This is a genomic window from Pseudomonas sp. ES3-33 (assembly GCF_000952175.1).
Lineage (GTDB): Bacteria > Pseudomonadota > Gammaproteobacteria > Pseudomonadales > Pseudomonadaceae > Aquipseudomonas > Aquipseudomonas gregormendelii.
Window position 1 is genome coordinate 17,072 of record NZ_JZRI01000049.1, and the last position, 13,621, is coordinate 30,692.

At 63.6% G+C, this 13,621-nt stretch carries 8 protein-coding genes; 2 read left to right on the forward strand and 6 right to left on the reverse strand.

Going from position 1 to position 13,621, the window contains the following annotated elements:
• Positions 1 to 2: 2 nt before the first annotated feature.
• The 6 genes from UB23_RS08085 to UB23_RS08110 all read right to left on the reverse strand — a co-directional run bounded on the left by UB23_RS08085 (position 3) and on the right by UB23_RS08110 (position 11,646).
• The gene (locus UB23_RS08085; protein ID WP_045058825.1) at positions 3 to 1,553 is read right to left on the reverse strand and encodes a cytochrome c/ABC transporter substrate-binding protein; all 1,551 of its coding nucleotides are present in this window, start codon (positions 1,551 to 1,553) and stop codon (positions 3 to 5) included.
• Between the two features lie 9 nt (positions 1,554 to 1,562).
• The gene (locus tag UB23_RS08090; RefSeq protein WP_045058826.1) at positions 1,563 to 2,183 is read right to left on the reverse strand and encodes an SCO family protein; all 621 of its coding nucleotides are present in this window, start codon (positions 2,181 to 2,183) and stop codon (positions 1,563 to 1,565) included.
• Complete coding sequence (locus tag UB23_RS08095; RefSeq protein ID WP_045058827.1) at positions 2,180 to 2,836, reverse strand: SCO family protein; 657 nt, start codon at positions 2,834 to 2,836, stop codon at positions 2,180 to 2,182. The genes UB23_RS08090 and UB23_RS08095 overlap by 4 nt, the downstream gene beginning before the upstream one ends.
• A gap of 13 nt (positions 2,837 to 2,849) precedes the next feature.
• Positions 2,850 to 4,880, reverse strand: coding sequence for a YncE family protein (locus UB23_RS08100; protein WP_082069150.1), 2,031 nt, complete (start codon positions 4,878 to 4,880; stop codon positions 2,850 to 2,852).
• Positions 4,881 to 4,996: 116 nt separating this feature from the next.
• Positions 4,997 to 10,831 (reverse strand): manganese-oxidizing multicopper oxidase MnxG, encoded by a 5,835-nt coding sequence (gene mnxG / locus UB23_RS08105; RefSeq protein ID WP_045058828.1) that lies wholly within the window; start codon positions 10,829 to 10,831, stop codon positions 4,997 to 4,999.
• Between the two features lie 203 nt (positions 10,832 to 11,034).
• Positions 11,035 to 11,646, reverse strand: coding sequence for a lytic transglycosylase domain-containing protein (locus tag UB23_RS08110; RefSeq protein WP_209012927.1), 612 nt, complete (start codon positions 11,644 to 11,646; stop codon positions 11,035 to 11,037).
• A gap of 192 nt (positions 11,647 to 11,838) precedes the next feature.
• On the opposite strand from UB23_RS08110, the gene gspG reads away from it, so the two are divergent.
• Positions 11,839 to 12,288 carry a type II secretion system major pseudopilin GspG gene (gene gspG, locus UB23_RS08115; RefSeq protein WP_045058832.1) on the forward strand — a complete coding sequence of 150 codons (450 nt, stop codon included), beginning with the start codon at positions 11,839 to 11,841 and terminating at the stop codon, positions 12,286 to 12,288.
• A gap of 14 nt (positions 12,289 to 12,302) precedes the next feature.
• Positions 12,303 to 13,490 carry a type II secretion system F family protein gene (locus UB23_RS08120; protein WP_045058829.1) on the forward strand — a complete coding sequence of 396 codons (1,188 nt, stop codon included), beginning with the start codon at positions 12,303 to 12,305 and terminating at the stop codon, positions 13,488 to 13,490.
• Positions 13,491 to 13,621: the final 131 nt, after the last annotated feature.

Here is a 13,621-nt window from a genome sequence, read left to right on the forward strand (position 1 = left end):
GTTCAGGGCATCGCTGCTATCGGTCTATAGGGCGCTACCAGGTAGAAACGCTGGTCAGGCAGATCCACGGTCACCACATGGGCGCCGCTCAGGCCCTGGCGGCGGCCAGGGCCAAAGCTGATCAAGGGCGTCAGCCCGGTATCGAAGTCATGCAGGCCTTCGAGGGCGTCGACCAGCTTCTCGCGGCTGGTGTCGCGCCCGGCCTGTTTCAGGCCCTCGCTGAGCAGCAGCATCGAACTGTAGGCGCCCACTTGCAGCACCGCGTGCTGGCCGCCCAGGCCCTGGTTAGCGCGCACCTGCGTCAGGGCCAGGCGGCCAGCTACCGTCCAGTCGCTGGGCACAAACGGATACGCCAGGAACACTCGCCGGGAAAAACCACTGGGCACTTGCAGCAGGTCCCCCGCCACCTGGTTCGAGGTGGCGAACAGATACGGCACCTGCCCGGCCACTTGCAGGCGCTCGGCCAGGCGACTGAAACCGGCGCCGCCGCCCAGGTAAAACACCGAACGCGAGCCTAGCGGCACTTCTTCGCTGGCCGGGTCGTAGGCTTGCAGGCGTACTTTCTGCCAGGCGTGATCCTGCAGATACCGGCTCAGGTTCTGGGCCGCCAGGCGCTGGCCGGCTTCGTCCGGGTAAGTGATCAGCGTGGGCCCCTGCAGCACTTTGAGCTGTTCGGTGGCGTAGTCGGCCAGGGCGATCAGTTGCTCGCGCAAACCCGGCAAGGGCTCGAAAATCTGCCGGCTGGCCTGGGCTGTTCCCAGCAGCGACAAGGGACCGATCAGCGGCACGCCGGCGCGTTCCAGGCGAGTTGCCAGGTCTGCGTCCAGCGCCGGCACCAGGGGCGCGATCAGGGCGAATACCTGTTCCTGGTCGATCAGGCGATCCAGCGCCTGCTCGGCACTGGCGCGGTCCGGCCCCGGGTCGAGAATGGTCAGGCGCAGCTGCCGGCCGTGGATGCCGCCGGCTTCGTTGATACGCGCCACACTGCCCTTGAGCACCGCCGCGACGGTGGTGCCCTCCTCGCTCAACGGCCCGGAACCTGGCAACAGCGTACCCAGGTGCACGGTGGCCGGGTCGAGGCCGGGGTCGCGGTCTTCGGCCACGCGCTTGAGATAGGCGGTAAGGTTGCGCTGATCGTTCATCGACAGGACAAACCTGGGCATCGCCGGGTCGAGTCGATTGTCGCCGGGGTCGCGGCCTTCCTGAATTGCTTTGGCCAGGCTGGCATCGGTATAGGCCGGATAGTCGCGGCCGTTGACCTGCTGCTGACCATAGGTGCTGCTGAGACGCGGCCAACTCAAATCCGGCGGTCGCACCCCGCCTTCGGGTCGTCCCACGCCGTCGGCGCCATGGCAATTGGCGCACGGCAGGCTGGTGGCGGGCAACAGCATGCCCGCCGCCCCGACTCGCGCCATGATGGGCTCGCCACTGGCCGACAGCCCCTCGCGATACAGCCGTTTACCGGCACTTTCGCTGGGGGTGAGCGGCAGCGCCTGGACGCCGAGGTGCACACCGCAAAGAAGCAGCAGGCTGAGGACAAGGGACGTTTTCATGGCGCGCGCTCAACGGCCGACCAGGGGCATTGTCAGCAACTGCAAGCGCTGGGCAATGGCGGCGGCCGGGGCATCGGGGCGGATCTTGCTCCAGCGCTTGTTGGCCACGTCACCGACGATCAGCTGCGTGGAATGCTGTTCCGGGGTGGGCACGATCTGGCCGATGCGCCCCAGTACCAGGTCCATCTGGGCCTTGTCGCCCGTCAGAAAAAGCCAGTGGGGGTCTTCTACCCCTTGTTTCAAGGTGTAAGCCTTGAGTACCGCCGGGGTGTCCCGCAGCGGATCACTGGTAAGGGAGATAAAGGTGATGCCCTCCGCCTTGTCGCCCAGGACCTCGCGAACTTCCTTGAGTTTTTGGGTGATCAGCGGGCAGGCATCATTGCAACTGGTGAAAATCACGTTGAGCAGCACCACCCGGTTTTGCAGCGCGTCGCTGTAGAACCGCAGGGTCTGGCCATTCTGGTCCTGCAACGGGGTGTCGGTGAACCAGGTTTTGGCGTCGCGCGTGCCGCTGGCCGGTTGCGCGGCGGGGGTGGCAGGTGCGGGCTCCTGGTGGCCCTCATGGGCGAGCGCCAGCGAACTGAAAATGCCCAGGCACAGGCTCAAGGCAATGCGGTTGAAAGTCCTCATGGGTGCTGCTCCATGGCGATGGCGGTGTGTTTGGCGTGGGCATTACGTTCGCCGCTGAGTTTTTCCACTTCGCGGGTGAGCACGGCCGGGTCGGTGAAACCGTAGTAGCGGGTCCAGTGCCGGCTGTTGCCATCGCCCACCAGAATCAGCGGCGCGTGGCTTTTCAAGTCGCCATTGAACGTGCCCAGGCCCTTGAGGGTTTCGGCGACCGACTGGGTCGAGCCGGTGAGCCAGCTCCAGCCGGGGCCGTTCTGGAACGAGCGGGCGTACTCATTCAGCCGCTTGGCATCGTCGCGTTGCGGGTCGATGCTGATCGACACCAGCTGCACCTCGGTGCCGACCCGCGCGCCGAGTTGCTTCTGCACCTTGCCCATGATCGACGACACCACCGGACAAACCGTGGTGCAACTGGTGTAGATGAAACTCATGACCACGATCTTGTTGCTCACCAGGTCTGGTTCCAGGCGCACTGCTTTGCCGGTCTGGTCCACCAGGGCGACGTCGGCGAACTTCACCTGGGCACTTTCAGAGGTAGCACTTTTGGCGGGCATGTCATGGCCGGCGTGTTCATCCGCCGAGTGGGCCATGGCCTGGCCGATACCGGCAGCCAGCAGGCACAACGTCAGCAGTGTGCAGGGTACGAATCGATTCATGTCCATATCCTCTTCAGTGTGCAGCGCCCGGGACCACCCGGACGCTGGCAAAGGTCTTGTCGTCAAAACTCGCGCCTAGGGACGCCGCACGCACGTGCAGGTACCAGGCGCCGCTCTGGTCGAGGGTTACCGGTGCTTCGTACACGCCGTTGCCCACTTCCAGCGCCGCTACGGTCTGGGTCTTGGATGACGGCGCGCGGAAGTAGCGCACTTTCACGTCCTTGACCCCGCTGCGCTCGGTCTTCTGCTTGCCCTGAACGATACGAAAGCGCACGACATAGGAGTCGCCCAGGTCGGCGGTGGATTTATCGAGCATGAATTCCACTTTGGGCACGCCAGCGTGCCGGGCAACCTTGTCGTTGGGCTCTACCAGCGCGGTGAAGCAGTGGATGATGTTCGGCTGGTTGAGCAGGAAGGCCACGTCGAAACGACCAGCAAGCGGCAGTTTGATGCGTGCGCTGTAAAGCCCCGGTTCGTCCTCGCGCAGGCTGCGATTGATGACCAGCGCCGCCCGTGCCACCTGCCCGCGATTGGGGTAGCCGGACATCGGCGCGTTCATGCCTTCGGCGTAGAAGTAGGTGGTGTTGTCGACCGGGTTGACCACGAACACTGCGTTGTCATCGCGCGACACCGCCAGGCTCGACGCCAGTGGCAGGTCGCCCGCCAGGCGCGGAGCCTGGGGGCCGGCTTCGAAACCCTGGGTGATCGGCTTGCGACCCTCGCCCAGGGAAGCCAGGTTGATCATGGTGACCTTGGCCGAGGCCAGGCCGCGAATGTAGGCGTAGGCCTTGGTGAACACCACCTGGAACGGTTCGGCGGAAACGTCCAGGTCATGGATCAGCGAGTTGGTCGCTGCGTCGATCACCGAGGCCTGGTTCTCCAGGGTATTGAGTACGATGGCGAAGCGTCCATCGCTGCTGAACCCCATCGGGCCCAGGCCCTGCTTGAGCTGGATCACCCGGCGCACGGCCAGGCTGGCGCTGTCGATGACCGTGACCGTGCCGTCCTTGCCGTCGGCGACATACACCGCCTGGGACAACGGCGAGTAGGCCACGGACAACGGGTGCGAACCGGTCTTGAGCTGCTTGCTGAGGGTCAGGGTGGCAATGTCGATGATGCTTACGGTGCCGTCATCGCGGTTGCTGACGAAAGCCTGGCGGCTGTCCTTGCTGAAGGCGATTTCGTGGTGCCCGGCGCCGGTGGCCAGGTGCTTGAGCGGTTTCAGGCTGCGTGCGTCGATCACCGTCACGCCGGACTCCTCGGCGCTCTTGGCGTTGTTGCCGACCCACAGCAGGCGCTCATCGGGCTGCAGCGCCACGCGCACCGGGTTGCTGCCGGCGGCGACCGAGTCGATCACCTTGAATTGCTCGCTGTCGATCACGGCGACTTCGCCGGCCGTGGGCATCGAGACGAACACTCGTTTATTGTCCTTCGGGGTGACCCAGTCCATCGGTGGTTGTTTGATGTCGATGCGCGCCATGGTGCTGGTGATGCCCCCCACCGAGACCGAGGGATCGACCACCATGACGCTGGCATCGCGGTTCATCACCAACAGGAAGTAGCTGTTGAGGTCAAGCAAGGGCCGTGCGCCGATGCTCGATTTGAGGAACACCCCGACCCGGGATTTGCAGCTGCGTTCGCGGCCCTGGGCCTTGTCCGCCGCCACGGTTTCCGGGTCGAGCCAGGCCCCCGGGGCCACGCCGGCCAGGGGTTGGCCGGAAGCGCTGTCGGTGATCCGGAATCGCACGTCGGCAAATTCACCTTCGCGCAGCACACCGTCTGCGGCCAAGGGGCGAACCTGCATTGCCACCGACACGCCGTCACGTTCGAGGATCTGCTGGCCGTCTTTAGCAGTGCTAGCCGCGACCGGACTCTGGCTGGCGGGCTGAGCCGCCTTGGCGGGCGGACTGGCGTTGGCAGACCAGGTATTTGGCAGCGCGATCTGGCTGAGCATGTCTGGCGGCATGGTCTTCCACACCCCCAGCCACACCAGCGCCACCCCGACAACCAATGCACCTGCGATGACCTTGATGTTCCTGTTCATTCCACTCTCCCCTTACAGATCTGTGCCTGCCTGTGCACTGTTGCTCTTGCTTATGCAGCGGACCCACCCTGGTGTTGAGGGTGTGGCCCATGACTCCATCGCGAGCAAGCTCGCTCCTACTGGGCTGGCGGCGCCGGTTCCGGTTCGTTGGTCACCCGCAGCAATCCCCACAAGCCGGAGGTATTGCCGTAGGCGCCGTAGTCGCGGTACAGGTAGTCACCCGGTATGGCGTTACTGCCCCCGGCACTTGGGTGCATGAAGCTGAAGTGCGCGGCCGGCAGGATGCTTTCCCGGGCGCCGATGTACATCGACATCGGGTTGTAGCCGAACCGCACCGAACCCACGCCCGGGGTACCCATCGGATAGCCATCGGTATCGCTCTTCTCCGACTGGAACGGGTTGACCGACCACACGTGGCCATCCAGCTGAAAGGTCGTGCCACGGCTGCCACCGGTTGGCAACAGGATGTGCGTACGGAACGGTTGCCCCGGTTTTGCATAGAGCACCGGTGTCTGTGGATCGCCGCCGATCAGCGCATTGCTGTAGGCCATGTGCGCGTTAGGCACGTCGCCGTAGCCGGCACCACCGGCGTGACCGAAGGGTGCATCCGGCGCCAGCCCGAAGCGGAACCACAGCGGCTCGGCCTTGTAGTTGATGGCCATGCTCGAGTTGTCCTGCGGATCGTTCGGCACCCCGAACCCTTCGGCCGCAATGCCTTCCACCGGCCGACCGTTGGCCCAGCGCATGTTCAAGGCTTTCTGCCAGACCATCGCAAAGTCGCGGTATACCGCCTGCCCTGGCGCCGTAACCGTGGCGTTGGTCTTGCGGGCGTCTTCGACCCAGGTCGCGCCGATCGGCAGGATGGACATTGCCCCACCCAGGCCTTTCTGCCCTTGCTTGATCACGTCCGCCGGGGTGATGTTCAGGCCGCCGAACTCCACCGCCGTAGCGTTGATGTTGTCGACACTACGACCCAGTTGCGTCACCGGCTTGCCCTCACGCTCCAGATGCCCGGCGTAGTACTGGTAGGTACGAGTCGGGTAGGCCCCGGTATTGCCGACCCGTGGTGGCACGGTCTGGATCGGGTTGGCGCCGACGTTGACACCGTCGGACTTGGTGATGTCGTACGCCAGCAGCTGGGCATGCAGGCCTACATGGCTGGACGGCCGAATCAGGTTGTTGCTGAAGATGGTCGAGCCCTGGCCACTGTTGCGATCGCGCTTGACCAGGCCTTGCACCGCAGCAGTCTGCGTCAGGTCGGGCATGACCAGCGGCAGGCGGTTCTCCAGGGTGACGTTGATGCAGTCACCCGCCGCAGCACGCAATACCAGCGGCTCTACCGGAACGCCGGGTTTGAGCTTGCCGGTGTTCGGGTCGAGGTCGGACTTGCGCACGTACAGGATGGCGGTCGGATCATGCAGCGGCCCGCTTTGCCCGCCGATGGTGATGGTTTCGCCATCTTCAGGATCGGTCACCGTGACCTGCGGGATGTTGACCGTCCGCGAGTTGAACACCAGGGTGCCGCCCGCCGGATTCAACGGCCCGCCGACGTGCTGGCCGAGGCCGGCAGGATCGCCGATGGTCAGGTTCAACGGGTTGCGCAGGATGTCATTGGCCAGCGCCGCGACCACTTCATAGTTGCGTTGCACGGTCGGCCGGGTGCCGATGCCGCTGGGGTTGGCGCTGATCCGTGGGCAGGAACCTTCGTAGGCCACGGTGTTGCGCATGCCCGCCGGTTTCGGGTTGTTCGGCAAGGCGAACAGGTCGCTGCGCTGGGCGGTGTAGTTGCGCATAACACCCCAGATACCGTTCCAGTAACCCTCGATGGAGGCATCCATGGAGTACAGGTAGTCACCCGTGGTCGCCGCCGAACTGGAGAGTATCGATACCGGTGCGTTGAAACCCATCTGCTCGGAGATGCCGACCATTTGCGAGGCGCGCCAGCCGGAGTTGGAGCTCATGCCGAAGCCGGAACCGCTCTGCAGCCATTTCACCCCGTGCAGGGTCACGTTGTGCTCCTCCTCATGGCCACCGGCATGCAGGCGCAGCCGTACGTTGTCACCGGTATAGGTGCGCAACATCGGGGTGAACGGGTCGCCAGGTTCGGCGCCGCCACGGTTGATGTGCGGTGGGAACAGCGTGGTGCCGCCGGTTGGGCCGGTCGCCGAGGTGACCAGGTTGGGCGCCAGGTTCATCGCAGCGATGGCACGGTCGGTACGGCTTTGCATGGCGTACGCGAGGTCGCCCCCCAGGCCGTCCGCCTGCATGCCGCGCTTACCGTCAGGGCCGAGTTTGTTCGGGTCATACACCCGCAACGCCAATGGCTCGTTGCGATAGTTGACGACGAACATGCCTGGGTCATCCACCGAGATTGCCTGCGGACACGGCCGGGTCGGGCAGCCTGGGACCATGCCGCCCTGCACTTCGATGATGCCGTCCAGCAGGTTGCTGGCGTTGTTGCGCACAGGCGGGTTGATGGCGTAGCGGAAGCTGTCCGCAGTGGCCGGGAACGCCGTCGGGTTGGGCACGCCATTGGGGCCGGCGCCCACGTACACACCGGCTTCATAGGCGTGCTGGAAGTCGCTGTACTCAAGGAAGAACTCGCGGAAACTGTCGTTCTTGCCGTCGCCATCCAGGTCGCCGGTGGACACCACTGCTTGCCACGAAGTCGGCCCGCCGTCTTGCCGAGCGCCGCTGTACAGCTGCTCGCCGGTCTCGGCGTGGAACCAGGTGGAGCCGGCAGGTTCAGCCAGCACGGTGGCGTACAGGCCAATCTGTTGGTGAGTCGATGGGCCGAGGTGGTCGTGGGTGAAGATGGTCCCCAGGCCACGGTCGACGCCTTTGGTATTAACCACCGGATCGACGAACCAGCGCTGCATTGCCGTCCGTGCACCGACCCAGTCCGCCCGACCGTATTGACCGAAGAACGGATGGTTCTTGGCTTTCGGGCAGGCCGGCGTGCCGTCACGCGGATCGGCGCCCAGGCACTGGTTGAATTCGCGAATGGCGTGGATACGCTCCTGCACGGCGCCTGGGGAGAGCACGCCATCTTCGTAGTTCCAGCCGTTGGCCGAGCCGTCGGCCGCCGTCAGGTCCCATTTCGGCAGGTGGATATGCTGGCCGATCACGTCGGTTGGGGTGCGCACCTGATAATCGTCCATCTCATAGGTGGCCGGCACCAGGTTGGTTTGCTGGTACTGCACGCAGTCGAACGTGTTCATGCGCATTACCAGAGGCTCTGGTGGCCGCTGCTTGGTGATCACCGGCCAGGCGTCTTCCCACAGGGCCAGAATGCGCGCTTGCGGGAAGTGGTAACCGACCTTGTTGTACACCGCATCGAACTGGATATTCGCGGCTTTGTAGACCCTTGGACGGTCGGCAGTGAAGGTCGACGAACCGGTGTAGGACATGCCGTCGATACGCTCGCCGCTGGCAAACTCGCCAGTACCGGCGCTGCTGGTCAGGCGTTTTTGCCGGTCGTCCATGCAGGGTTCGTAATAAGGCGCGCCGGCAATGGGCAAGGCGCCATTGGTGCGGAAGGCTCGCGCCACGATCTGGTTGCCTGGCAGCAACGCGTAGCTTGGGTGGTCTTTCTTGGCATGGAAGGCCATCGCTGCCTGTTCCACCTCAGTGCCCTCTTCCGGCATGTAGATGGGTTTGGCGCGGGTCACTTCCTTGGAGAAATCCAGCGAGGTGGTGATGGTGTTTGCTTCACCGCCAGCAGAAAAGCCGTCCAGCGAATGCCGGCCCAGGCCGCCATCCCAGCCACCGGATTGCGCCGGGTCGAGGTTGGCCCACAGTGAATTGCCGCTGGTTTTCAAGGCCTGGGCCTTGGCTGCATCAAGCATGTCCAGGGGTGGGGTCGGTGGGCGTTGGCCGACCGACGTTTCCATGCCGCCGATCCAGAATGGGTAGCCAGGGTTTTTCAGGCTGCCATCGGCATTGCGGTTGGCTTCGCTGCGATCCACCAGGGCCAGCGAACCGATGGCCTGGGCACCACCGGTGCCACCTTGGTGGTCATCATCGTCGTCTTCTTCATCGTCATCGTCGTGACCGGCCACCAGGGTTTCACCGATTTTCGGCACGACCGCGACCTTGCCTGGCATCGGCGCCATAGCCTTGCCGGGCAGCGGCACTACCGCTGGAATCGGGGTACCGGCGATGATCTCGCCATCAGGCAGGGCCCGGGCACCCGCCGCGGGTTTACCGCTACGCAGGGCATAGGGTTCGCTGTGGTAACCGTCGTCGCCTTGTTGCGAGACTTCGAGTTTGGTGCCTTCTTCAAACACGTCATGCACCCGCCACATGGCCCACATGCCCTGGGCAAAGTGCGGGTAGAAGTGGCAGTGATAGATCGCATCGCCGGCCACGCGGTTGCGGTTGCCCGAACCACCGTTGGCGATTTCATAGGTGTAGCCGGCGCCCGGGCCGATGCCCTGGGCATCCACGTAGTCGGAGTTGTCGTCATTGGGGTTGAACAGCCACTGGTGCCCGTGCAGGTGGAAAATGTGCTGCTCGTGACCGTTGTGGGTGTTGCGGAATTTCACGAAGTCGCCGATGTAGCTGTGGTTGACGTTGGACGGCTCAGACGGGTATAGCGCCATGGTGGCCTTGACCCCGATCTGGTCGGCGCGCGGGGTTTCCCCGGGACGAATGTTTTCCAGGCCGGCGTTGGCCGGCACATCCACCAGCATCGCCACGTCGCCGACGGTGTGCGAGCTGAGGAAGAACTCTTCGTAGGCGCAGGACAGGCAATCGTGCATCGGCCCGACGCCCAGGCGGTTGGCGACCACTTCGGCGCCCATGCCGCCGGAGCCATAGTTGATCATGAACGAATCGCGGGTCGGTTCCAGCACGTGGGCCATCACCGGGTCTGCCCAGTAAGCGGGGAATGCCTGGGTGGCCGCGGTTTCATCCTGGAATTGCGAGGCGAAATCGCGGAACGGTTCCAGCCGGTTGGGCAGCGCCGGGTTGCGTTTGCCAATGGCTTCCAGGGGATAGGTCGAAGGCGGGAAGCTGCCGTCGGCGTTGCTGCCCATGACGATCGCGTCACTCTCGCTGGAAATGATTTCGCTGCCGTCGACCATATTGATAATCGGCGTGCCGGCCTTGCCTTCACGGATCCACGGCTCGCGCTGCGGGTAGCGTGCCTGGTAATCAACGATCGGTTGTCCGGTCGGTGTACGCCCGGTGCTGGCCAGGCGCATCTCTTCTTCCGTCACGGTGTTGCGATAGGAGCGGCCGCCCTTGGGCACTACCACCACTTCGCCGAACAGGCCATTGGCGACGTTACCGGCAGCGCCTTCACCACCGAAGGTGGCGCCACGGCTGCTGGCGGCGAAAGCGCCTTCGCGTTCGGCATACAAGGTATAGGAGCGGCTTGCGCCGGGGGCGACCAGGGTGTTGGCATTGCGGCCGGTATAGGAGGAAATGTCGTCGATACTGTTAACCGCCTGCATGCCGTTAACCTGGAAGCCGACATGGCGGTCCGTGACCTGCTCGTCGACCTTGAAGTCATCGACTGCACCAATTTCAACTTCGCCTTCGATTTCCCCTTCTTCTTCCTCCCCGCCGTCATGACTGCCGGGGTTGGCTTGATAAGCCAGCAGGTTCTGCAGGTTGATGGTCAGGCAATCACCGGCTGCCACGCGCAGCACCAGGGGCCGCGGACGCTTGTCGGGCCGCAGCGAGACCTTGCCTGGCACTGCCGTGCCACCCTGGGCCAGTGATCTGTTGTGGTCGTCGACCACATCGCGGCGCAGGGCGAACATCATGCCGTTGACGTTCTGTGCGCCGAGTCGGTTGAACATCAGCGGCTGGTCCAGCGCCACGACGTTTGCCACCAGATTGCGCTCGCAGCGCAGAGCGGCCTGGGCCGCTTCCAGGCCGAACATCGGCACCAGAAACAGCAGCAGATTAAGCAGGTGATGAGCGTTGGGTTTGCCGGTCATGATCACGGGCCTCGGTGGGGTGCTCATTGGGAATACGTCTCGTCAAAAATCACTTCAGCAATCGCCATGCCATAAAACTTTTTGTTATTTTTCAGAAGGTTATACGGACGATTTGATAAGTCGGGGGAAATCCCCCACCCATTCCCCGGTTTGCGGGTTAACCGATGCCTGTCGGTTTTCCCCACAATTGGGGAATCCCCCAATCACAGCGGAGCATCCACGGCCAGCCCCTGCAGACGCCGGTATTGGCGCAGGACGCTGGGCACATAGCGCTGGGTTTCGGCGAACGGCGGGATTACTCCGCCACGGCTGATCACTGCCTGTGGCCCGGCGTTGTAGGCCGCCACGGCGAGGGCGATGTCGTTGTCAAACAGGGTCATCAGGCGCTTGAGGTATTTGGCCCCGCCCTGAATGTTCGCCTTGGGGTCGTAGACATCCTTCACCCCCAGCTCCCGGGCGGTGTCGGGCATCAACTGCATCAACCCGCCCGCGCCTTTGGGCGAGGTGGCGCCGGAGTTGTAGCTGGACTCGGCCTGGATCACCGCATGCAACAGCGCCGCCGGTAACTGGTTGGCCGTGGCCGCTGCCGACACCAGTTCGGCATAGGGCCGCGCGGCAACCATCTGCGGCTGCTGGTCGAGGCTGACCTGGGCCACCTCAGGCTCACGGATCACCCGTTCATAGTGGCGGCCGGGACGGTGGACGTTGGACAGGACGTAGCTGCCCTTGGCGTCGACGGAAATGAACACATCGGCGTGCGCGAACCCGGCCAGCAACAGCACGCCCAGCAGTCCCGCAGTGAATGACTTGATCATTGGTACCTCCCCTGACCTGCCCCGAAAAATGGGGGTAATGCCCCAATGACAAGTCGTGAACCAGACGTACGCAAGCACCGTGCCGTAACTGTAAAGCCCCTTATTACGGGGGTTGCAGGGCAATGACCGGGCCTGTGCATGGCAATTGCATAAGGCTTTCGCGCGACCCTTCCGTCTATGTGTGAGGTCATCATGAAACAGCGTCAGTGCTGTATTGCGCGTAGCTATATCCCCCGAGCTCAGCGCGGGTTCACCCTGCTCGAATTGCTTGTGGTGCTGGTGGTGCTTGGCCTGTTGGCCGGCATCGTCGCGCCGAAGTACTTTGCCCAGCTCGGCCGCTCGGAAGTGAAAGTGGCCAAGGCGCAGATTGAAGGCCTGGGCAAGGCGCTGGACTTGTACCGCCTGGAGGTCGGGCATTACCCCTCGACCGAACAAGGCTTGCAGGCGCTGGTGACCGCGCCCAGCGATGAAACCCGCTGGACCGGCCCCTACCTGCAGAAAAAACTGCCCCAGGATCCGTGGGGACGTAATTACAACTACCGCTACCCCGGGGAAAACGGCGAGTACGACCTGCTGTCCATGGGCAAGGACGGCCAACCTGGCGGCGAAGGCGAAAACGCCGAAGTCACCAGTTGGCAATGACGGGAGTGGCGACCATGCGGTTTCATCTCAAGGCAGTGGGAAAGGCCGGCGTCGTGTCGGTGACCGTCGAGGCCCAGGGCGACAGCGAGGCGCGGCGCATGGTCGAGGACCAGGGCTTGCGCGTCGTCAGCCTGCAGGCCGACCGGCGCTGGCAAGCGCTGCGCCTGCACAAACGCGAAACCTTCAACCTGGTGTTGTTCAGCCAGGAGCTGACCACGCTGCTCAATGCCGGCCTGCCACTGATCGATGCACTGGAAAGCCTGGCGGAAAAAGAAAACGCGCCCCAGGCCCGCAAAACCTTGAGCGAGCTGGTGCGCTTGCTGTACGAGGGCAAATCCTTCTCCCAGGCATTGGGCCAGTTGTCTGCGGTTTTCCCGCCTCTCTACGTCGCCTTGGTACAGTCCAGCGAGAAGACCGGCGCCGTGGGTGATGCACTGGGTCGGTATGTCAGCTATCGCCAGCGCATGGACGAGGTTCGCCAGAAGATCGTCAGCGCTTCGATCTACCCTATGCTATTGCTGGTGGTAGGAGGTGGCGTGGTGTTATTCCTGATGGGCTACGTGGTGCCGCGCTTCAGCCTGGTGTTCGAGGGGCTGGGGTCGAACCTGCCGTGGTTGTCCCAGGTGCTGATGAGTTGCGGGATGTTCCTGCATGCGCATCAGGGTGAATTTTTCGGTGCCCTGGTGGCCATCGTCGTCGCCCTCGCCTTTCTCCAGCGCCAGCCGGCCTTTCGTCGTGGCGTCGATCGCGTGATCGAACGACTGCCGGCGGTTCATCAACGTATTTTCATGTACGAACTGGCACGCTTCTACCGCTCCCTGGGCATTCTGCTGCAGGGCGGTATCCCGCTGGTCACCGCCATGGGCATGGTCCGCGGCCTGCTCACCGTGCCCTCCCGCGTACGCCTGGACCAGGCCTGCGAACGGGTACGCGAGGGTCAATCGCTGTCCGCCGCGCTGGAGCTCAATCACCTGGTGACACCCGTGTCCCTGCGCTTGCTGCGTGCAGGCGAACAGTCCGGCAACCTCGGGCAGATGATGGAACGCAGCGCCGACTTCTATGACGAAGAAATCAGCCGCTGGATCGAATGGTTTGTACGTCTGTTCGAACCGCTGCTCATGACGTTCATTGGCCTGTTGATCGGGGTGATCGTGATCCTGATGTACATCCCCATCTTCGAACTGGCCTCGAGTATTCACTGATACACCCACAACAAGACGGAGATCGATATGCACATGAAGAAGCTTTTGCTCGCAGTGGCTATTGGCGCAGTTCTGTCGGCATCGACTGTACTGGTTCCCGATGGATTGTCCGGGATGTCCAGCGCTCAGGC

What these genes read in the sequence shown, in the direction of transcription:
- UB23_RS08110 (WP_209012927.1), bottom strand. Translation starts at nt 11,646, where the DNA reads ATGATCAAGTCATTCACTGCGGGACTGCTGGGCGTGCTGTTGCTGGCC.
- UB23_RS08085 (WP_045058825.1), bottom strand. Translation starts at nt 1,553, where the DNA reads ATGAAAACGTCCCTTGTCCTCAGCCTGCTGCTTCTTTGCGGTGTGCAC.
- UB23_RS08100 (WP_082069150.1), bottom strand. Translation starts at nt 4,880, where the DNA reads ATGAACAGGAACATCAAGGTCATCGCAGGTGCATTGGTTGTCGGGGTG.
- UB23_RS08095 (WP_045058827.1), bottom strand. Translation starts at nt 2,836, where the DNA reads ATGAATCGATTCGTACCCTGCACACTGCTGACGTTGTGCCTGCTGGCT.
- mnxG (WP_045058828.1), bottom strand. Translation starts at nt 10,831, where the DNA reads ATGACCGGCAAACCCAACGCTCATCACCTGCTTAATCTGCTGCTGTTT.
- UB23_RS08120 (WP_045058829.1), top strand. Translation starts at nt 12,303, where the DNA reads ATGCGGTTTCATCTCAAGGCAGTGGGAAAGGCCGGCGTCGTGTCGGTG.
- UB23_RS08090 (WP_045058826.1), bottom strand. Translation starts at nt 2,183, where the DNA reads ATGAGGACTTTCAACCGCATTGCCTTGAGCCTGTGCCTGGGCATTTTC.
- gspG (WP_045058832.1), top strand. Translation starts at nt 11,839, where the DNA reads ATGAAACAGCGTCAGTGCTGTATTGCGCGTAGCTATATCCCCCGAGCT.